The following is a 19,426-nucleotide window of genomic DNA, read 5'->3' as shown; positions in this document are numbered from 1 at the left end:
ATGTAATCGCAAGATTGATCAGCAAAGATGTTTTGTCAAAATGGCTTGCACATCGCTCAAATCCGTCTCTTTGGAAAAGTCGAGTTCAAATACTTTTGAGCTTGTGACAAGCAGCATACCTGTGTCCTGATCAAACACGCCAGCTTCTTGAATGGCAAAACTTTCAATTGATCGATACGGCAAGGAGACCCTGACTTTCTTCTTAGAAAATACGCGGTTATCGCCAAAGATCAGTCGTTTATTTGTAAAGCAAATTTGGTCGTGACGCAGTCTGTAAACAGCCTCAATTCTTTCCCCTTCAATCAATAAGGATTCGAATTTCTTATCATTTTGTTTACTGACAGAAAAAATACCCACGTAAACCCCCTCTTCCTGCATCAAATTCCTTTATGACAAAACGGCCACACGGCTCTGTGGGTACGTTTTATTCTCACTTATAGAATACGCTATAAATGATCGTTATTCCATTACGAATAGATTAAATTTCATTTAACTTTTTCTTTTTGATCCGATGCTCTTTCCTCTATTTATTTAGACTGTTAAAGCAGGAAAAAAGTTTCAGTTCTTTTCGAGAAAAAATGCTGAATCATTCCCAATAAAAAAACAGTGATTATGCTAAATCACTGTTTTTAAATGACTATTCGTCTTTTGGTGTATCAATCGTTCCCTCGGCATACACATCGGAAATCTGTTCAAGCGTAATCGCCATATCAGCATCTTCGTGTTCATGCCATGCATTTTGATTTTGCTGCTCGTCATTTTGCTGCTTTTTCATCATCATCACCCTTTACTGTTTTTCTTAGTATGAGTGATGACCCTCAAAATCATTCAGCCGAAATATCTTCGAAATACTCCTTGTAATACCCGCCTACTTTACCCGTATTGTCAACGACAAACAGGAATTCCTCTGTTTCATTTTTCACTTCATATGTGCTTCCAACCGTTAATGCCCGGTCGACCATATATTTTTTCGCGTTTGTATGTACACATTTTACTTGTTTTAACGTTTGAGCTGTTTGCCAGTTTTGATGGATCATGATTTAAAAACTCCTTTTTTCATCTATACATTTATTGTAGCCAAATTTTCGCGAAATGCAATGAGTGTTATGGATTGCTTTCAAACATGTCGTGTAATATGATAATTGTATACGTTTACATTTTTGTGCGTATACTGTTTCGTTGCATGTCCGCTTTTCTCACCTAGAACTCGCAGAAAACAATCCATATCTTTAAGGAGGTTTGTTTATTTATGAGCTCTACAACACTTCAAATTAGTTCAAAACTCGAATCTTTTCTCCAAGGGACGAAAAAACTCTACATTAACGGTCAGTTTGTCACAAGTCACGATAATAAAACCTTTGCTACTCCTAACCCAGCCACAGGCGAAACCCTTATTGATGTATATGAAGCAGGTGAAAAAGATATTGATGAGGCAGTAAAAGCTGCAAAAAAAGCCTTTCATGGTCCTTGGCGCTCAATGTCTGCCGCTGAACGCGCCCGCTTCATGTTCAAGCTTGCTGATTTAATGGAAGAAAATCAAGAAGAGCTTGCACAGCTTGAAACTTTAGATAATGGAAAACCAATCAATGAAACAACAAATGCAGATATTCCCCTCGCTATTGAGCACATGCGCTATTATGCGGGCTGGACGACAAAAATGAATGGACAAACCATTCCTGTCAGTCAAGGATATTTTAATTATACCCGCCATGAGCCGGTTGGCGTTGTAGGACAAATCATCCCATGGAACTTCCCGCTACTCATGGCCATGTGGAAAATGGGTGCCGCACTTGCAACAGGATGCACCATCGTTTTAAAGCCAGCCGAACAAACTCCACTCTCTGCTCTTTATTTAGCAGAATTAGTGGACAAAGCCGGCTTCCCAGAAGGCGTGATTAACATCGTTCCTGGATTTGGTGAAACAGCCGGAAATGCCTTAACTGAACATCCTGATGTGAACAAGCTTGCCTTCACAGGGTCAACAAGCGTTGGAAAATTAATCATGGAGAAAGCGGCTAAAACCATTAAGAGGGTCACATTAGAGCTTGGCGGAAAATCACCGAATATTATTTTACCTGATGCTGATTTAAAGAAAGCCATTCCAGGTGCTTTAAATGGCGTCATGTTTAACCAAGGCCAAGTATGCTGCGCGGGCTCCAGAGTCTTTGTTCACCGGAGCCAATATGATGAAGTGGTCGATCAAATGGCCAAATATGCAGGATCCCTCAAGCAAGGCGCTGGTCTTCATCAAGATACACAAATTGGACCTCTTGTAAGTAAAGAACAGCACGAACGCGTATTAGGCTATATTGAAAAAGGTAAATCCGAAGGGGCAACAGCCGTTGTCGGTGGCGATTGCCCTTATGAGGCTGGCTATTTCGTCTCCCCTACTATTTTTAAAGATGTAGAAGATGAAATGACCATTGCCAAAGAAGAAATCTTCGGACCTGTTTTATCTGCAATTCCTTACGATTCCATTGATGAAGTGGTCGAACGGGCCAACCAGTCTGAATATGGATTAGCAGCAGGACTTTGGACAGAAAACTTAAAGCATGCCCACGATATTGCTGCACGTCTTGAAGCAGGAACGATTTGGGTCAACTGCTATAATGTCTTTGATGCCGCCTCCCCGTTTGGAGGATATAAGCAATCAGGTCTTGGCAGAGAAATGGGGTCATATGCCCTTAACAACTATACAGAAGTCAAAAGTGTATGGATTAATCTCCAAGACTAATGACGTCAAGAAAGCCTTTGACCCTGTCATCGGCTCAGATCGTTGACAAAGTGCTAAAATGATTTTTATTTTAGCACTTTGTCTTCTTTTCAGCGTGATAGAAAACCTTTGCAGTCTAGGAAGGACGAGCACTGGCGCGGAGCGAATGGACATTCGTGAGCACCAGCGCGCAGACCTGACACCGAATGCGAGGGTTTGTCTACACGCTGAGCCGGTGACCCTGTCATCGGCTTTTTTTGTGTTTGCATGTGACAGGCCGGCTCCTGAATATAGTATGAAAGGAAAGGAGCATGGCCGCATATGCAAGATTTTCAATTGAAAGTAAACGAATTTATCGAAGAATTGCACATACAAATGCAGCGAAGACAAAGAGAAGATGGCGCCTTTGTTTTCTGCTTTGAAGGTCCTATGATGACAAATGCTTTTTTGATTATGCTGTTAAAGGCTGTAGGTGATTCGGATCAGGCTTTGGTTCATCAACTAGCAGAAGCGATCCGCGAAAAACAAAATGAGGATGGGTCTTTTTCTTTGTATCATGATCAAACGGGACATGTAACTGCCACTGTGCAGGGCTATTGCGGAATGCTCGTATCAGGCAGGTTTCAACAAGATGAGCCTCATATGGAAAAAGCAGCGCAATATATACGTTCAAAAGGCGGATTAAAGAACGTTCACTTTATGACAAAGTGGATGCTCGCCGTCAACGGCATGCACCCTTGGCCGTATTTCTATGCACCACTTTCCTTTTTACTCATCCCTACATACTTTCCGCTGCACTTTTATCATCTTAGTGCATATGCAAGAATTCACTTTGTACCAATGATGATCGCACTCAACAAACGATATACCTCTCATGAGACATTTCCAAGCTTGGCACACCTTGATGCAAACATGTCTAAGAATCCATTTGACTGGTTTATGGCAAGAGAAGAACGTTCCGCTCAACACTTTCTGACTTACATGCGATCGTATACAGCACTCGACAGCCGGCTGGACTTTTTCGGATATGAAGCAGCAAAGCGATATATGTTTGATCGCCTTGAAAAAGATGGCATGCTGTACAGCTATTTAAGTGCCAGTATATTTATGGTCTATGCACTTATGAGTCTTGGGTACTCCCCTGGGCATCATCTCATTTTAAAAGCAGTCAAAGGCATGAAAAAACTAGTTACTGTCTGTCAGGGCAGAATGTATGCAGAAAATTCCACATCCACAGTTTGGGATACAGCGCTTGTCAGTTACGCTTCTCAAAAAGCTGGCAAAAAACAAGAAGACCCAGTCATCACTAAGTCTTTCTCATACTTGCTGAACCGGCAGCAAATGAAGAAAGCAGATTGGGCGATTCATAACCGTCATGCTGCCCCGGGAGGCTTTGGTTTTTCAGATATCAACACAAATAACCCTGATTGTGATGATACGCAAATTGTCTTAAAAGCCATTCCGCGAACATACGCACCAGTTCAGTGGAAACGAGGATTTCATTGGCTTCTTTCCATGCAAAACCGTGACGGCGGATTCTCTGCTTTTGAAAAAAATCAAGATCACTTCCTGCTTCGACATCTGCCGCTTGAATCTGCGGAGGATGCAGCGATCGATCCATCGACTCCCGATATTACAGGCCGGGTGCTTCATCTCATTGGTCTTGAAGAGAAAAACATGTCACCACCCGTTCACAGGCAAAAAGATCAATGTGTCAAGTGGCTCCTAGATCATCAAGAGAAAAATGGATCATGGTTTGGCAGATGGGGTGTTTGCTATATTTATGGGACGTGGGCAGCATTAACAGGACTAAAAGAGGCCGGCATCCCCTCTACCCATCCTGCTGTTCAAAAAGCGTGCCGATTTTTAAAGCAGATTCAACGAGAAGATGGCAGCTTCGGAGAATCGTGTAAAAGTGCAGAGGTAAAAACGTATGTCCCCCTCCCGTTTGGCACAGTGGTGCAGACGGCTTGGGCAGCAGAGGCACTTTTACAATATGAGAAGCCAGATGACAAAGCGATTTTAAAAGCCATCTCATTTTTGACCCATCATCAGCACACGAGTGAAGCCTTGCACTATCCAGTGGGCATTGGCCTGCCAAAGCAATTTTACATCACCTATCATAGCTACCCATTTGTCTTTCCCATGATGACTTGTTCTACATTTTTAGATGAAATGAGGCGTAAGAATGAATAAGGAACAGTATCGAATGCAGCTCAAAGAGTGGCTTAGCTCCATTCAACCCGCGATTCAAGATGACAACATCCGTCAAAAAGTAGACCATTTATGGTTTTCAATGGATGATGAACATTCCAGTGAACAAGAGTGGTACGAACTGGCAGAACGTATTTCTGAGGACATGAAACCACAAGAAGACATGCGAGAGGTAGCAGCGGGAAATCATAAGCTACCTCCTCTCCCTTACCGGTATGATGCACTAGAACCGTTTATTTCAAAAGAAATTATGTATTTGCATCACCAGAAGCATCATCAATCATATGTTGATGGTTTGAACCAAGCTGAGCTTGCATTAAAAAATGCAAGAAGAACCAATGATTTTAAAATGATCAAGCATTGGGAAAGAGAGCTTGCCTTCAATGGTGCGGGGCACTATTTACATTGTATTTTTTGGTTTTCCATGAGTCCTTCAGGAAAACGAAAGCCCACTGGACAAATGCTTCGTCTCATTGAACAATCATTTGACAGCTATGACGCATTTAAATCTCAATTTTCAGCAGCGGCCAAACAAGTAGAGGGTGTCGGCTGGGCCATTCTCGTTTGGGCGCCCAGATCCCAGCGATTAGAGATTTTACAAGCAGAACGCCATCAATTTTTGTCACAATGGGACGTAATCCCTCTTTTAGCCCTTGATGTATGGGAGCACGCCTACTATCTTCAATATCTGAATGAAAAACCGAAATACGTAGATCGTTGGTGGAATGTAGTTGACTGGCGTGAGCCAGAAGCAAGGCTTAAGCAAGCACAGCAAGTGAAGTGGACCCCTTTTTAAGACGATGCTCCATATAGGCTCATGCTTATATGGGGTGTTTTTAGTTTACATAATTAAATTATTAACACCTTTATAAAGAACGGGTTGTTTTTTCAGAAAATTCGTTTAAAATAGGAAAGATATGTGAGGAAAGTGAGATGAAGCAATGAATGAACATTCTTTTAACCATTAGTCAATTTGCAGGAAGAACCTTCGCAATCTGGGTCATTATCTTTGCATGTCTTGGATTTGCTTTTCCTGACGTATTTTCTCAGATTGGACCGTATATCCCTTTTTTACTAGGAATCATTATGTTTGGGATGGGGCTTACGTTATCAAGTGAAGATTTTAAGGAGCTTTTTCGTAAACCTCTTTATGTGCTAATCGGGGTTTTGGCGCAGTACACACTCATGCCGCTGATCGCCTTTCTATTAGCTTACGGATTACGGCTGCCATCTGAAATTGCAGTAGGCGTTATTCTTGTGGGCTGCTGCCCAGGCGGTACTGCATCCAATGTCATGACCTTTTTGGCAAAAGGCAATATGGCATTATCCGTAGCGGTCACAACTATATCGACCCTTCTTGCTCCCTTTTTAACGCCTCTTTTTATTTTTATCTTTGCAAGATCATGGTTGCCTGTATCACCGGAGGCATTATTTTTGTCGATTGTCCAAGTTGTGCTTATTCCTATTATCTTAGGGGTTATTGTTAAGGTGTTTTTCAAAAAACAAGTAAACTATGCGGTTCAAGCATTGCCGCTTGTATCTGTTGCTGGAATTGTGGTGATCATTGCAGCGGTTGTCAGTGCAAATAAAGAGCAGATTCTTCAATCTGGTTTGCTGATATTAGCCGTTGTCATTTTACATAATGGGCTCGGTCTTTTATTTGGTTACCTGATCGCAAAATGGTGCAAAATGGATATTCCTTCTCAAAGAGCGATTTCGATTGAAGTAGGCATGCAAAACTCCGGGCTTGGTGCAGCCCTTGCAACAGCACATTTCTCACCGCTCGCAGCCGTACCAAGTGCGATTTTTAGTGTGTGGCATAATTTATCTGGTTCCTGGCTTGCGACGTATTGGTCAAAACGAGGACAACCTGACAGTGAAAAGAAAAAAAGCTAGCACCTTAACAGGTGCTAGCTTTTTATAATGGAAGATTATCCTTCAAGCAATAGCTGCTCAGGATCTTCAAGCAGGTTTTTAATCGTAACAAGGAATCCAACTGCTTCTTTACCATCGACAATACGGTGGTCGTAAGAAAGAGCTAAATACATCATCGGACGGTTCTCAAAACGTTCTTCATCAATCGCCACCGGACGAAGCTGAATTTTATGCATTCCTAAAATTCCAACTTGCGGGCTGTTTAAAATCGGTGTTGAAAGCAGAGAACCAAATGTTCCGCCGTTTGTGATCGTGAATGATCCACCTTGTAACTCACTAAGAGCCAATTTGTTATCTCTTGCTTTTTTCGCAAGATGACCAATTTCTTTTTCAATCCCCGCAAATGACAATCTGTCTGCATCTCGGACAACCGGTACGACAAGTCCTTCGTTTGCAGCAACAGCGATGCCGATGTCATAGAATTTCTTCAAGACAAGCTCATCACCTTGAATTTCTGCATTAAGCAGCGGATATTTCTTCAGTGCTGCTACAACTGCTTTTGTAAAGAAGGACATGAAGCCAAGCTTGACATCATTTTGTTCTAGAAAGGCATCTTTACGACGCTTTCTTAAATCCATCACAGCTGTCATATCGACTTCATTAAATGTCGTCAGCATCGCAGCCGTTTGTTGAACTTCAACTAAACGTTTTGCAATTGTTTGTCTGCGGCGTGACATTCTTTCACGTTCAACTGGCTTTCCTGGTTGTTCAGTTTGCACCGCCGCATTTGCTTTTGGCGCGGCTTTCGGTGCACTTGCAGGTGCTTCATTCTTTTGATAAGAAGCGACATCCTGCTTTCGTACCCTGCCCAGCGGATCTACGGTTGGAATCTCAGATAAGTCTAATCCCTTCTCTCTCGCTAGTTTTCTAGCTGCAGGAGAAGCGATGGTTCTGCCATTACCAGCTTTCGGCTCTTCTTTCACTGCTTCTTCTTTTTGAGCAGCTGCCGGTTCTTCTTTCGAAGCTGGTGCAGAAGCTTGCTCAGGTGCTGGAGCTGCGGACTCGCTTCCGCCAGCTTCACCTGCTGCAATCGTTCCGATGACCTCTCCAACTTGTACAGTGTCACCAGAATCTTTGAGCACTTCTTTTAATACACCAGATTCTTCAGCAGTCAGTTCGACATTGACTTTATCTGTTTCAAGTTCCAGCAGGTACTCCCCCTGCTCCACATAATCGCCCGGCTGCTTTAGCCATTGAGCAATCGTTCCTTCCGAGATTGATTCCGCTAATTCAGGTACTTTAATTTCCGCCATTTTTCATTTCCCCCTTAGTTTTTGCGAGTCAAGCTATCAGATACAATTCGTTCCTGTTCTTTTTTATGCACAGTTGGATCACCCTCAGCCGTACTTGAACGTCTTCTTCGGCCGATGTAACGTACTTTTACTTTTTCAGGCGCAATTTCACGTAAATATGGCTCAATGTATCCCCAAGCTCCCATATTTTGCGGTTCTTCTTGCACCCATACGATTTCTTCTAAGTTTGTCAGCTTTGTTAAAATTCCTTTAATATCTTTGGCTGGGAACGGATATAGCTGTTCCACTCTTAAAACGTGAAGCCAATCTTTCGGCTCTTCCATTTGAGTAAAACGATCACTAATATCAATGGATACCTTCCCGCTAGATAGCACGAGACGCGATACTTTTTCGTGATCATGTACAAGACCTGGCTGTTCAAGAACTGGACGGAACTGTCCATCCGTTAATTCTTGGACTTCAGACAATGTGTTCGGGTTACGAAGCAGACTCTTCGGTGTCATAATGACAAGCGGACGAATCTCTTCACGAAGCAGCATTTTCGCCTGTCTTCTAAGAATATGGAAATATTGCGCTGCACTTGTCAGATTCGCAACTGTCCAGTTATTCTCAGCAGCTGATTGCAGGAAGCGCTCTGTTCTTCCACTTGAATGCTCAGGACCTTGTCCTTCATATCCATGCGGCAGCAGCATCACTAAACCTGATTTTTGTCCCCATTTTGCACGGCCAGCCGAGATAAATTGATCGAAATACACTTGAGCCGCATTTGCGAAGTCTCCGAATTGAGCTTCCCAAATCACTAACGTTTCAGGAGAATAGACATTATAACCATATTCAAATCCGATGACTGAGCCTTCTGACAGTGGACTGTTATGAACAGTAAACGATGCATTTGCATCACTCAGTTCATGAAGAGCAATAAATTCATCACCCGTTTGACTGTCGTGAAGAACAAGGTTTCTTTGAGCGAAAGTACCACGCTCTGAATCCTGTCCGGTCATTCGAATTGGCGTACCGTCTTTTAATATAGATGCAAATGCGAGTGCTTCCCCAAGTGACCATTCTACTTTACGGTCATCTGTAAACACTTTTGCACGTTTTTCAAGGATCCTTTTCAGCTTACCAAATACTTGGAAATCATTCGGCCAGCTGATCAATTCTTCATTCAGCTTTCGCAATACATCAAATTCTACTGATGTATCCACTGCTGGGAAGCCGTTTGATACAGGCTCTGGCAGTTCGATTTCTTGAATCGTATGCTCTTTCTTTGAAGGCACCTTTTTATAGGCTTCTTCTATTTTTGCCGTCACAGCCTGCTCGATTTCTTCACGCTGCTCTTTTGTCAAAAGACCTTCTGAGACAAGTTTATCTGCAAAGATATTCTTGACCGTTTTGTGCTTTCTGACCGCATCGTACAGCATTGGCTGAGTTGTAGAAGGCTCATCCATTTCGTTATGACCGTATCTGCGGTAGCCGATCAAGTCAATAAGGAAATCTTTCTTGAAACGTTTGCGGTATTCTACAGCTAGCTGAACAGCCGCTAAACACGCTTCTGGATCATCTGCATTGACGTGAACAATAGGAATCTCAAACCCTTTTGCAAGGTCACTTGCATATTTCGTCGAACGAGATTCATTGCTTTCCGTTGTAAACCCGATCATATTGTTGGCAATAATATGGATGGTTCCACCCACTTGATAGCCGACAAGTTGACTTAAATTTAACGTTTCTGCCACAATTCCTTCTCCAGGGAATGCTGCATCCCCATGAATTAAGATGGCTAACGCTTTTTCAACGTCTTGAACTGGATAGCCTTTTTGAGTACGTGATTCCTGAGCGGCACGCGTGCTTCCTTCAATGATTGGATCAATGAACTCCAAGTGACTTGGGTTATTGGCAAGCGTGACTCTCGCACTCTTTGTATCTTCGTCTTTGATTTGACGGTCAGCTCCAAGATGGTACTTAACATCCCCTGTCCATCCATAGCTGATGCCGATAGAGCCTTCTGATGGAACAAGCTCTTTATTTGGCGCATGCTGGAATTCTGAGAAAATGATCTCATATGGCTTCCCTAACACATGTGCTAATACATTTAAACGGCCTCTGTGTGCCATTCCAATGTTAATATTTGAAGTCCCTTGTGTAACGGACTCTGAAATAATTTCATCAAGTACTGGGACAAGTGCGTCTAAACCTTCTATAGAAAAGCGCTTTTGCCCAACAAATGTTTTATGAAGAAACTGCTCGAACTGCTCAACTTCTGTTAATCTCTTGAATACAGAAACTAGTTTATCTGATGGTTTTTTCTTAAATAGTTCACCAGACTCGATTGATTTTGAGAGCCAGTTTCGCTCTTCGAAGTCATGCACGTGATCAAACTCAAATGAAATGGTACGCTTATACGTATTTCTCAAATGGTTAATGGCTTCTATGCCGTTTGAAATGTGTTTTGGTGCATCCGGACTAATAATAGATATCGGAATATTCTTGACATCTTCTTCTGTTAAACCGTACTCCTTTAAAGGAAACAGTTCTTGTAATTCCTTTTCTTTGCGAAGAGGATTGACGGAAGCATTTAAATGGCCATACGTTCTGATGTCTTCTGCCAGTTTAACGACTGATGCTATCTTTTGGATTTGTTCAGAAGTAACTACGCTATTTTCTTTTTTCCCAATTTCCTCCTTCATTTCACTCGGTGGTGCACCAAGTTCATCAAATATGCCTCTTAGATCTTCATCAACACTAGTAGGATCCTGGACATACTGATCGTAGAGCTCGAGCACATAGCCGAGGTTCGGACCATGAAATTCTTCCCAACTCAACGGTTGTTTCACATCATTTTGAAACATTTTGAACACTACCCCCAACTTTGATCATCAAGTGATTGAACACTATCTCGATATAACTTCCAGAACACAATGACCAAATTTATGTAATAAAACGCTTCCAATAATATTCTACCACTGTTTTGGATTACTTTCTACATTCTTTGTTCAATTAAAGATAAAAAATTCACAGAAAAACAAAAAATTTAAATCATTCCGAAAAATAATTTGAAGAAAGGGGCAAAACCTTATGCCCCAATGCTTTTATGCAGCAGTTTCTTCAGTAGTGGATATAAAACATCTGGCAATGTATCGACATCTGGTACAAAAATGCTGAACTTGCCATACATATCTTGAATGGTTTTCATCTGTGCTTCTTCTATCGGCGAATTGGATAAAAACACATTGATCACCTCAATGCCCTTTTTCCTCGCTTCAAGAACTGCTTCATGCGTATCGACAATCCCATTTTGTTCGTAGCTGAACGCAGCTGGCTCTCCGTCTGAAAAGACAATCAGAAACTTTTGCTCTTCTCTTCGCTTTAAAATCATCTTTGTCATTTGGCGGATCGCATAACCATCCCGGTTATCCTCTTCTGGCTCAAGAGACATAATAGAAGGCCCTGCATCAAATAAAGAGTCTTTGAACGACACGACTGTGTTGAAGTAGTTTGGCTGACTTGTTTCTGTTGCGTCGTTCGTATCTTCCCAAAACCCAACAATTTGATGTGGGACTTGTACGGATTTTAACGCTTCATGAAATAGAACAATGCCTTTTTTCGTCTCGTCCATCTTGTCAAACATGCTCGCTGAACAGTCTACTAATAAGGTGAAAACAGCATCAATCTGAGAAGACGGTGCTTGTTTTTTATAGAAAAGACGCGGATTAGACTCTGTAAAGTAGCGAATCAGCTTTTTGCTGAGACGTCCCGCATGAAGGTCCGTTTTAGGCCAAGATTTTTTATGTTCAAGAGTTTTTTGGATCATTTGTTTTAAGCGTTTTTGGTAAGGCTCAATTTCCTTCGCATGCTGCTTGTATACATTGATTTGTTCTGGCATAGGCGGATCTGGTGAAATCATGACTGGAAACGCATATTTGTTCTCTTTTCCATTTTCATGACCGTCTGCTCCGCTTTCTTCACCTTCAGCCTCTTCCAGCGCCTCAAGCTTTGAATAATCTTTTCGGTGTGTTTGCTTTGCAGAGCCTTGGACAGTTCCGAGTGCCTGATCTCCGTCATCGCCTTCTCTTGCTGCATCCTTACCAAGATCACTTTTACCGCCATGCTCTAAATCAAATTGAAGGAAGCTTTTTGATGGCGCTTCGGTTTCTCGATGCCATACTTCCATGTACTCTTGGTGAATGTCTTCATCGCCTTCTTTTTCCCGGTCGACTTTGATGTCCTCACTTAATTTAGGTTTTCTTTTTAAGTCATGGAACAGTGGTTCTTTTGCCGCTTGTTCATAGTCCAATTCAGGGAAGAAAAAGTACGTATTCAGCATGTCCTTTTCAAGCAGTTCATCAAAGCCTTCCATCAATTCTTTGACAATAGCTGCAATGTCTGCTGTTGAACCCGCATCATACACACGTTCAAGACTTGACTCAATAAACGGAATCATCGGATTGATCTGCTCATGAAGAGGCGGAATCTCTTCGAGCGGAGAATCAGCTGTCAGCTTCACATAAATCGCACAAAAGAGTGCATCCGTTAATATGCTTCGTTCTTGGTTAATCGTTAATTGTGTCTTAAAGTGACGCCGGTACAGCTCTCTTCTTCGTTTAAATACCTTTTTTGTTCCTGGGCGGCCATGTTTAATCCGCTCTTCAATCCGGATATCTTCAAACAGCATAAACAATTGTTTACATATATCAGGAATGGATAATGTATGCGCATAGCGAACGATCTCCTGAAATACAGTAAGATCACTATAAACCGTCCCTACTGCACGAAGGAACACATCACTTTTCAGCCCTGCTAGCATATCTTCTTGTTTACGATCATCCCAAAAATGACTGATGAAAATTTTCTTTTCGAACGGTTCATAGTAGGACTGCACACCGTATTCAAGCTCGACATCATCACTTTTTGCTAACGTTTTAGCTAAATCCGTTAATTCCATAAATAGAAATGAATCGATTCTGCTGTCATTAAATTTGATAAATTTCAAAAGTCAGAACCTCACTCGAATAATGTTTGGGCGATATTTCTTACCGCTGCTTTTTCCCGGTCATCTTCCAGTTTTTCAACAATCCCTCGTTCAACGGCACGAAGCGGCGGGATGTATTGCGCAAGATCACAAGTATCTAGGAGCGCGCGGATGGATGCTGCTTCTTCACTCACCTGTCCGTTATGAGCTTGTGTAATAAGGTCTGATGAGAGCTGAACGAATTGATCAATTAACCGCTCATCCTTTAAAACAGATTGAGATTGCAGCACATCTTTCAGGATACCGCCGCCGATATATGGAACGTCAATGACAACAAATCGGTTTTTTAACGCTTCATTTAGAGGCACTGTGCCTACATACCCTTCATTGATTGCCGCAATGACGCCAAAGCCTTCTTCTGCTCGAACAACCTCACCTGTAAATGGGTTTGTCATCATTTTTCTGTAGTCGAGTACACCATTTAAAATAGGAAGTGTTTCTGGCTTCGCCATGTTGATTTCATCAATATATAAAAGGTGGCCTTTTTTCATTGCTTTTGTCACAGGTCCTTCAATGAATTCAATCGAAGCCACCTGACCATCATTATGAATGGTTTTATAGCCAATCAAGCTTTCTGCATCAAGATCAACCGAGCAGTTCACACTATGCATCGGCTGCTGAAAGAAAGCGGATAATGTTTCTGCTAGTTTTGTTTTACCTGAGCCGGTCGGCCCCTTTAAAAGAACGTTTTTTCCTAGTGCTAATGCAATCATGGCATCTTGAATGATAGAAGTATCCTGTGATTCATAGCCGCCTGTTCCAATAAGTGGACGAAATTCTTCTTCCAGCCCTTTTGCTTTTGCTTCAATCATTGCTTGAATTTCTTCTGGGAGTGATTGTTCGTTAAACATGTATGATTAATTCCTCTCTTCGATCATTTTCCTCACCAAGTATACTAAAAAAACCTTTATGCACTCAATACATAAAGGTTAGACTTCTGTTATTTTACCATTTCTTTTGTCATTGATCCGCAAGCGATGCGTTTCCCTGAGTTTCCAGAAGGGTTACTTAAATAATCATCTGCTTCTGCATGAATGATAAAGCTTCGCCCATTTTGATCGATTAATTGATTTGGGCCTCCCTTTAACGTCACATCTGGTACGTTCACGACAACATCAATTTGTCCATCTGCCCCTACCTCTAAATTAGGCATATCTCCAGCATGGTGCCCTTTTGGATTGTCAAAACCATGTTCTCTATGGGTTGGATTAAAGTGAGCTCCTGCCGTTTCAAAATCTGGCGTTTCACATATTCCTGTTTCATGAATATGAAAACCGTGAGGACCTGGCGGCAGTCCTTTCGCTTTCACATGCAAATCAAGCCCATTTTCTGAGGATTCTCTGATTTCAATGCTTCCTATTTTTTGCCCGCTTTCGTTTATGAGTGACGCCGTGACTGGTGATTGTTTAGGTGCGGCAACTTCGCTTGTTTCTTCTGTCATTTCTTTTTTCGGCGGTGCATGACATGCTGACGCAGTAAAGACCAAACATATCATGATCATCCACACTGTCTTTTTCATTTATGACTGCCCCCTTTTGTTATCAGTATGGACAATCACAGCAGCGGGCAAACAAAAAAAGCCGAAAATCGGCTTTTTTTAGAAGAAACGTTTTGCACCTAAGTAGGCTTTTTTCCAATATGGGTTGCTTAGGTTCGAGATCCCTACTCCATTGTCACTTGCATGAAGGAAATCTCCCCCGCCAAGGTATAGTCCCATATGAGAAGGGCCCGCTTTATACGTTGTAAAATAAACAAAATCTCCAACTTGTGGTGTGCTAACAGAAGTCATCATATTCCAGTAGCCTGCTGTGCTTAGTCTGGATACAGATGAAACTTTGTTAATGAGATAGTAAACAAAGCCGCTGCAGTCAAATCCTGCTGGAGTATTACCACCCCATCTGTAAGGAACGCCTGTCAGCTTTTTCCCCTCTTGGATCATTGTCGTGATCTTTGCGTTCATTGGTACATCGTTTTTGTTATTGTTGACCGGAGTTGTTGAACCGTTAGACGTAGAACCGTTCGATCCAGTTGAGCCGGAAGCTGCACCATTAATTTTTAATACTTGTCCAATTCTAAGCACATCACTTTTCAAGCTGTTGGCTGTGCGGATGGATTGAACCTGTACTTTGAATTGATTCGCAATTTTCCATAACGAATCGCCTGATTTTACAGTATAAGATGTTGTTTTCCCGCTAGAAGACTGGTTACTGTTTGAATTGCTTGGTTTAGTAGGTTTTGACTGACTTGGTTTAGATGCAGCCGTCCCTTTTACTTTTAACACTTGATTCGTATAAATCACATCAGATTTTAATCCGTTCAAGGTTTTGATTTCAGCAATCGTCATATTTAACGCATTCGCAATTTTCCAGAGAGAATCGCCTAATTTGACCTTGTATGTACTTGATGATGAAGAACTATTTGAATTAGTTGTCTTATTGCTTGAAGATGAGTTTGAATTTGATGACTGGCTACCGCTCGTCTTCGTGCTTCCAGATACCTTTAGCTTTTGACCAGGTCGAATCAGGTCACTGTTTAAGCTGTTTAGGCTTTTTAAGCTTGCAACTGACATTTTATGATTTTTTGCAATCAGCCATAAAGAATCTCCAAGCTTTACAGTATAGCTGGAAGTCGTTGAAGCACTTGATTTCGTTGATTTTGAACTTGTTGATGAGCTCGATTTTTTGCTTTTTGCACCAGGAATTTTCAAGCTTTGTCCTGCAAAAATCATTGTCGTTTTTAATTGATTAAGAGATTGAAGCTCCGAAATACTTGTATTGTACTGTTCGGCAATCTTCCAAAGTGAGTCACCGCTTTTCACCTTGATCGTCTGTGCTTCTGCCGGTGCAGCAAACACAGCTGAGCCAGCGATCGCTGAAACTGTGAGGCCGGTTACTACTTTTTTCTTCATAAAGAAATCTCCGCCTTTCGTAATTTGGTTCATTAAGACTTATGTACTAGTTTCGAGTTTAGCATTTAATGGTTCTGCTTCTCTTGCACTATTTTATCTTTATTTCTATTATATTACTCGACATGAAGACGTTGGGCAATAACAAATAGGCTAAAGCAGCCAACTCAAAATGCTAAAAAACAAAGCCATATCGTTTCTATCGGCTGTTTGTTTTATTTATAAACATTTTTTAAGGAATTTTTAAGTTGACGTTTAGAAATTTGTCAAAACAAGCACGCTGCTAGTTTCATAGTTCTATTCTACATGACAAATTTTTCTGTATCAAATGACTTTTTGCTTAATTGGCTATTTTTTCTCCACAAATAAAAAAGCATCCTTCCGAATGAAGAATGCAGCGTTCGTTTTTATTTTCTTATTTCCGGATCTTTTACGGTAAGCGGATAAAGCACGCCTTCTTTCGCAAACGACATTTTTCCCGTTTCTTCTGATACGACAAGAACAAGTGCATCGGTCATACCAGAGAGTCCGATCGCTGCTCTATGCCTTGTGCCGAGCGACGGGCTCACTTTTTTTGATGTAAGCGGCAGCACGTTTGCAGCAGAAACAAGTGTATTTTCTTTGACTAAAAGAGCCCCATCATGAAGTGGATTTCCCGGGTAAAAAATGCTTTCTATTAAGGAAGCACTAATTTTCGCATGAAGATTTGTCCCTTTTTGAATAAAATCCTCAACCTCATCCCTCCTTTGGATCACAATGAGTGCGCCATGCTTTTGTTTTGATAAATTCTCGATAGCTAAAGAAAATTGAGCAAATCCTGGTGTGAATTCTTCCATATACGCTTGTAAATAAAACGACGAAGCCTCAGCATGCATTTCATTAAACTGATCATGCAATGATTCGAGATCACAAAGTAAGCACTGCTCTGTTTCATCAAGAGAATCAATGATGTCACTTGCATCCTTCATAATGTTCATCAAGTGTGTTCTCATTCCTGCTTTAAATATGACTTCTTCGTTCGTCCGGTGGATCATCTGACCTTTTCCCTCCTTCTTTCGCTTGTTGTTATAAAATAGCAAATTGTGCACATTCTATTTGTATGGAGGTGAGCTTAATATGACCATTCAGAAAATCATCCAATATGCTTGCAGCATTTTAGGTGTTGTCAGTCTTTCTTTTATTTATGCCCAAATGTTTAAAAAAACGAAGCCATCTAAGAAAAATAATCCGACGGAGAATTGATTTTTTTACATAGCATGATATAATTCCTCTCGTTATTTCTGTTCAGAGAGGAACTTATGATGAGAGAAACGAATAGCATTCGAGCAAAGCTGACACTATTTTTAACCATTTTGATTCCGATTTTAATCACCCAAGCAGGTCTTTCACTTATTACCTTTTTAGATACGGTGATGTCTGGAAAAGTAAGTGCAGAAGACCTTGCGGGTGTTGCGATCGGTTCTAGTATTTGGACACCTGTTTATACAGGACTTGCCGGTATTTTGATGGCCGTTACTCCAATTGTGGCTCAGCTGATGGGGGCTGGGCATAAAGAAGATGTTCCCCGGGCTGTCTTTCAGGCGATTTATTTATCCTTTCTTTTAAGTATCGCTGTGATTGTCATTGGTACGATCAGCGTTCCTTACATACTCGGAGGACTTGGACTCGAGCAGTCTGTAGAGGATATTGCCCGGCATTTTCTCAGCTTTCTTGCGTTTGGCATCATCCCGCTGTTTGGTTATTCGGTGCTAAGGTCATTTATTGATGCATTAGGGAAAACACGTGTGACGATGTTCATCACGCTTACAGCACTACCTATTAACTTTGTTTTAAATTACGTATTGATTTTTGGGAATTTTGGCTTTCCAAAGCTTGGCGGTGCGGGTGCCGGCCTTGCATCTGCAATGACGTATTGGGCGATTTTCATCATGAGTATTTGTATTGTCGTTAAAGCAGAGCCATTCGCCTCATTTCGTTTGTTTCAAAAACTGCCTCGAATGAATATCTCCCGTGTAGGGCAAATACTGAAAATTGGCCTTCCTATCGGGTTTGCGATCTTTTTTGAAACGAGTATCTTTGCAGCAGTGACGCTTTTAATGGGTCACTTTGATACCATTACAATCGCCAGTCACCAAGCAGCGATGAACTTTGCTTCTATTCTTTATATTTTACCGCTTAGTATCTCAATGGCGTTAACGATCGTTGTTGGGTTTGAAGCGGGGGCTAAGAGATATAAAGACGCGCAAAGCTACAGCTATATCGGCATTGGTACGGCGGTATTATTCTCATTATGTACGGCCGCACTTATTTTGTTATTCAGACCAGAGATCGCTGGTTTATATACAGCTGAATCAGCTGTTTTACAAATGACACAGCACTTTTTGATTTACGCGATCTTCTTCCAGCTGTCAGATGCGATTGCTGCACCCATTCAAGGGGCTCTGCGCGGCTATAAAGACGTGAATTATACGCTGATTGCTGCTTTTGTTTCTTACTGGGTCATCGGTCTTCCTGCCGGTTACCTCATTGGCACATATACCTCCTTTGGTGCGTTTGGTTATTGGATTGGGCTGATTGCCGGGCTTGCCGCAGGTGCCATCGTCCTCTTTATCCGTCTCAGATTGATTCAAAAACGTCAACTTCGATATGTATCGAACCACTAAATACAACAAAAAAGCAGCTGATCTATGTCAGCTGCTTTTGCGTTTAATCATTCCATTGGTACGTCCAGAAAATTTCTTCATCAAACCATTTTTGGACGACTGGTTCTTTGTTTTTCAGTTTTTGTTCCAGTTCTCTCAGCATGCCTTCTGTTTGCGTTCTATGCGCTCTCAGTGCATTTAATTTGATATCTGCAACATCTGTAATATCAATGACAATATCTGCATTTCCAAGCACTTCTTCTCTATTTTTCGTAATGGCCATGCAGTATGTGACAGGGCGGTCTTCTTTTTTCTTGCGGTATAGCGCGCGAATGACAGCTTCGCCTGTCGCATCATGATCAGGGTGTACACCGTGTCCTGGATAAAACGTCACAATGAGTGTCGGTTTGACTTCATCAATGATGGATTCCATCACATCTGCCAAATACTCGTCGTCTTCAAATTCCAATGTTTTATCACGCAAGCCAAGCATACGTAAGTCTGTGATATCCATTTCTTTGCAGGCATTGATTAATTCCTGTTTTCTTAATTCCGGAAGTGTTTCACGGTTAGCATATGTTGGGCTTCCCATATTTCTGCCCATTTCCCCAAGTGTCCCGCATGCATATGTGACGGGAATTCCGCGTTTTCTGCTTTGTGCAATGAGACCTGCAACCCCAAAGGATTCATCATCGGGGTGAGGCAGCATCACTAGTACATGTTCGTTCATGACTC

17 protein-coding genes are annotated in these 19,426 nt (G+C 41.7%); 6 read left to right on the top strand and 11 right to left on the bottom strand.

Going from position 1 to position 19,426, the window contains the following annotated elements; translation table 11 throughout:
* Positions 1 to 18 precede the first annotated feature (18 nt).
* The 3 genes from AC20OE_RS09385 to AC20OE_RS09375 form a co-directional block, all read right to left on the bottom strand.
* Complete coding sequence (locus tag AC20OE_RS09385; protein ID WP_024422682.1) at positions 19 to 357, bottom strand: PH domain-containing protein; 339 nt, start codon at positions 355 to 357, stop codon at positions 19 to 21.
* Between the two features lie 280 nt (positions 358 to 637).
* Complete coding sequence (locus AC20OE_RS09380) at positions 638 to 775, bottom strand: YozQ family protein (RefSeq protein WP_080967843.1); 138 nt, start codon at positions 773 to 775, stop codon at positions 638 to 640.
* A 49-nt stretch (positions 776 to 824) separates the two neighbouring features.
* A complete protein-coding gene (locus AC20OE_RS09375; RefSeq protein WP_024422683.1) occupies positions 825 to 1,037 on the bottom strand; it encodes a DUF6501 family protein in 213 nt (70 codons plus the stop codon).
* A 212-nt stretch (positions 1,038 to 1,249) separates the two neighbouring features.
* Between AC20OE_RS09375 and AC20OE_RS09370 the strand changes: the two genes are divergently transcribed.
* The 4 genes from AC20OE_RS09370 (at position 1,250) to AC20OE_RS09355 (ending at position 6,823) form a co-directional block, all read left to right on the top strand.
* On the top strand, positions 1,250 to 2,734 hold the full coding sequence (locus tag AC20OE_RS09370) for an aldehyde dehydrogenase family protein (protein WP_099663404.1): 1,485 nt from the start codon (positions 1,250 to 1,252) through the stop codon (positions 2,732 to 2,734).
* A gap of 300 nt (positions 2,735 to 3,034) precedes the next feature.
* Positions 3,035 to 4,909, top strand: coding sequence for a terpene cyclase/mutase family protein (locus tag AC20OE_RS09365; RefSeq protein WP_487268808.1), 1,875 nt, complete (start codon positions 3,035 to 3,037; stop codon positions 4,907 to 4,909).
* Positions 4,902 to 5,723 (top strand): superoxide dismutase, encoded by an 822-nt coding sequence (locus tag AC20OE_RS09360; protein WP_126681687.1) that lies wholly within the window; start codon positions 4,902 to 4,904, stop codon positions 5,721 to 5,723. Before AC20OE_RS09365 ends, AC20OE_RS09360 begins: the two co-directional genes overlap by 8 nt.
* Before the next feature lie 149 nt (positions 5,724 to 5,872).
* Complete coding sequence (locus AC20OE_RS09355) at positions 5,873 to 6,823, top strand: bile acid:sodium symporter family protein (protein WP_341083912.1); 951 nt, start codon at positions 5,873 to 5,875, stop codon at positions 6,821 to 6,823.
* Positions 6,824 to 6,858: 35 nt separating this feature from the next.
* Here AC20OE_RS09355 and odhB read toward each other — a convergent pair whose 3' ends face one another.
* The 7 genes from odhB to cdaS all read right to left on the bottom strand — a co-directional run bounded on the left by odhB (position 6,859) and on the right by cdaS (position 17,083).
* Positions 6,859 to 8,115: a 2-oxoglutarate dehydrogenase complex dihydrolipoyllysine-residue succinyltransferase gene (gene odhB, locus AC20OE_RS09350; RefSeq protein WP_039179294.1), complete on the bottom strand. Its 1,257-nt coding sequence runs from the start codon at positions 8,113 to 8,115 to the stop codon at positions 6,859 to 6,861.
* A gap of 14 nt (positions 8,116 to 8,129) precedes the next feature.
* A complete protein-coding gene (sucA, locus tag AC20OE_RS09345) occupies positions 8,130 to 10,964 on the bottom strand; it encodes a 2-oxoglutarate dehydrogenase E1 component (protein ID WP_487268807.1) in 2,835 nt (944 codons plus the stop codon).
* Between the two features lie 224 nt (positions 10,965 to 11,188).
* Positions 11,189 to 13,105 carry a vWA domain-containing protein gene (locus tag AC20OE_RS09340; RefSeq protein ID WP_059375531.1) on the bottom strand — a complete coding sequence of 639 codons (1,917 nt, stop codon included), beginning with the start codon at positions 13,103 to 13,105 and terminating at the stop codon, positions 11,189 to 11,191.
* An 11-nt stretch (positions 13,106 to 13,116) separates the two neighbouring features.
* Positions 13,117 to 13,995, bottom strand: a complete 879-nt coding sequence (locus AC20OE_RS09335; RefSeq protein ID WP_024422689.1) for an ATP-binding protein — start codon at positions 13,993 to 13,995, stop codon at positions 13,117 to 13,119.
* An 89-nt stretch (positions 13,996 to 14,084) separates the two neighbouring features.
* A complete protein-coding gene (locus tag AC20OE_RS09330) occupies positions 14,085 to 14,663 on the bottom strand; it encodes a superoxide dismutase family protein (protein ID WP_487268806.1) in 579 nt (192 codons plus the stop codon).
* Between the two features lie 78 nt (positions 14,664 to 14,741).
* A complete protein-coding gene (locus tag AC20OE_RS09325; RefSeq protein ID WP_059375533.1) occupies positions 14,742 to 16,052 on the bottom strand; it encodes a peptidoglycan endopeptidase in 1,311 nt (436 codons plus the stop codon).
* 404 nt (positions 16,053 to 16,456) lie between these two features.
* Positions 16,457 to 17,083: a sporulation-specific diadenylate cyclase CdaS gene (gene cdaS, locus AC20OE_RS09320; RefSeq protein ID WP_044332896.1), complete on the bottom strand. Its 627-nt coding sequence runs from the start codon at positions 17,081 to 17,083 to the stop codon at positions 16,457 to 16,459.
* Between the two features lie 82 nt (positions 17,084 to 17,165).
* Here cdaS and AC20OE_RS09315 point away from each other — a divergent pair, with 82 nt between their 5' ends.
* Together AC20OE_RS09315 and AC20OE_RS09310 are read left to right on the top strand one after the other, a co-directional pair.
* Positions 17,166 to 17,291, top strand: coding sequence for a hypothetical protein (locus AC20OE_RS09315; protein WP_008359993.1), 126 nt, complete (start codon positions 17,166 to 17,168; stop codon positions 17,289 to 17,291).
* 59 nt (positions 17,292 to 17,350) lie between these two features.
* The gene (locus tag AC20OE_RS09310; RefSeq protein ID WP_047203289.1) at positions 17,351 to 18,712 is read left to right on the top strand and encodes an MATE family efflux transporter; all 1,362 of its coding nucleotides are present in this window, start codon (positions 17,351 to 17,353) and stop codon (positions 18,710 to 18,712) included.
* Between the two features lie 43 nt (positions 18,713 to 18,755).
* Here the strand turns inward: AC20OE_RS09310 and bshB2 are convergent, their stop codons facing one another.
* Positions 18,756 to 19,421, bottom strand: a complete 666-nt coding sequence (gene bshB2 / locus AC20OE_RS09305) for a bacillithiol biosynthesis deacetylase BshB2 (protein ID WP_039179311.1) — start codon at positions 19,419 to 19,421, stop codon at positions 18,756 to 18,758.
* Between the last annotated feature and the right edge of the window lie 5 nt (positions 19,422 to 19,426).

The sequence above is a fragment of the Bacillus sp. SRI_025 genome, from assembly GCF_057592095.1.
This window is presented reverse-complemented; position numbering and strand designations above follow the sequence as displayed.

Bases quoted from the DNA above. Each gene is read 5' to 3' on its own strand.
- AC20OE_RS09380 (WP_080967843.1), bottom strand. From the start codon at position 775: ATGAAAAAGCAGCAAAATGACGAGCAGCAAAATCAAAATGCATGGCAT.
- AC20OE_RS09375 (WP_024422683.1), bottom strand. From the start codon at position 1,037: ATGATCCATCAAAACTGGCAAACAGCTCAAACGTTAAAACAAGTAAAA.
- AC20OE_RS09370 (WP_099663404.1), top strand. From the start codon at position 1,250: ATGAGCTCTACAACACTTCAAATTAGTTCAAAACTCGAATCTTTTCTC.
- AC20OE_RS09365 (WP_487268808.1), top strand. From the start codon at position 3,035: ATGCAAGATTTTCAATTGAAAGTAAACGAATTTATCGAAGAATTGCAC.
- AC20OE_RS09360 (WP_126681687.1), top strand. From the start codon at position 4,902: ATGAATAAGGAACAGTATCGAATGCAGCTCAAAGAGTGGCTTAGCTCC.
- AC20OE_RS09355 (WP_341083912.1), top strand. From the start codon at position 5,873: ATGAACATTCTTTTAACCATTAGTCAATTTGCAGGAAGAACCTTCGCA.
- odhB (WP_039179294.1), bottom strand. From the start codon at position 8,115: ATGGCGGAAATTAAAGTACCTGAATTAGCGGAATCAATCTCGGAAGGA.
- sucA (WP_487268807.1), bottom strand. From the start codon at position 10,964: ATGTTTCAAAATGATGTGAAACAACCGTTGAGTTGGGAAGAATTTCAT.
- AC20OE_RS09335 (WP_024422689.1), bottom strand. From the start codon at position 13,995: ATGTTTAACGAACAATCACTCCCAGAAGAAATTCAAGCAATGATTGAA.
- AC20OE_RS09330 (WP_487268806.1), bottom strand. From the start codon at position 14,663: ATGAAAAAGACAGTGTGGATGATCATGATATGTTTGGTCTTTACTGCG.
- AC20OE_RS09325 (WP_059375533.1), bottom strand. From the start codon at position 16,052: ATGAAGAAAAAAGTAGTAACCGGCCTCACAGTTTCAGCGATCGCTGGC.
- cdaS (WP_044332896.1), bottom strand. From the start codon at position 17,083: ATGATCCACCGGACGAACGAAGAAGTCATATTTAAAGCAGGAATGAGA.
- AC20OE_RS09315 (WP_008359993.1), top strand. From the start codon at position 17,166: ATGACCATTCAGAAAATCATCCAATATGCTTGCAGCATTTTAGGTGTT.
- AC20OE_RS09310 (WP_047203289.1), top strand. From the start codon at position 17,351: ATGAGAGAAACGAATAGCATTCGAGCAAAGCTGACACTATTTTTAACC.
- bshB2 (WP_039179311.1), bottom strand. From the start codon at position 19,421: ATGAACGAACATGTACTAGTGATGCTGCCTCACCCCGATGATGAATCC.